The following is an 874-nucleotide window of genomic DNA, read 5'->3' as shown; positions in this document are numbered from 1 at the left end:
TTTAAAGGGAATAACTTATTGTTTTACCGTCAGATTATAACTGATGATGCACTTACTGCTTATCAAAAATATGTTGTAGATTGGGATACCTTTAACCCCTCCCACTTGAGCAGTACCCAAAATGCAATAACACAGGAATACGATGCGCTTAACCGCATCCGCAAGGCAACCTATCCTGCAGATAGAGATGGCCCGGGGAAAGAAATGGTGCCTAAGTACAATAAGGGTGGGGCGTTGCTTTCTATGAAAGTTGACAATACCACTTATGTAAAAGAAGTGGCTTACAATGCAAGAGGTCAGCGCATACTCATTGCTATGGGCAATAAAATTATGACCCGCTATGCGTATGACCCTAAAACCTTTAGGGTATTGCGTCAACGAAGTGCATTATTCAATCACAGCGGTCATACGTACACACCCAATGCCGGGATAAGGCAAGACTTGCAATACACCTACGATCTGGAAGGTACCATTACATCTATAAATGATGCTGCTCCGGCAAATACCTATGCGCAAGGGCCGGGGAACTTAATGAGACTGTTTTCTCACGATCCTTTGCGCCGATTGCTGTCGGCAACCGGGAGAGAAACTTCAAATGTTTATGCTCAACTTCGACTGGTTGTTAGCTTTTGCGAAAGCGAAAGCTTTACAACCATCAATCCCGCATTTTACAGCGGGACCACTTGGTATTTGAATATTAGAACGCAGGACTATACAGATACAAACACCTATACCCGCACTTATCAATACGATAAAATCGGTAATATCCAAAATTTGAAGCACGTGGCCGATGGTCACGCCAATCAGGATTTTATCAGAGATTACACATACGACAGTTCCGATAATAAGCTTAAGGGGTTTACAGTAAATAGCA

1 protein-coding gene is annotated in these 874 nt (G+C 42.8%); it reads left to right on the top strand.

The genetic code is table 11. The features are described 5' to 3' along the window. Positions 1-874: hypothetical protein (locus G3O08_RS20755; RefSeq protein ID WP_204336981.1), on the top strand; the 874-nt coding region annotated here is incomplete at both ends.

Source organism: Cryomorpha ignava (genome assembly GCF_010686655.1).
GTDB lineage: Bacteria > Bacteroidota > Bacteroidia > Flavobacteriales_D > Cryomorphaceae > Cryomorpha > Cryomorpha ignava.
This window is presented reverse-complemented; position numbering and strand designations above follow the sequence as displayed.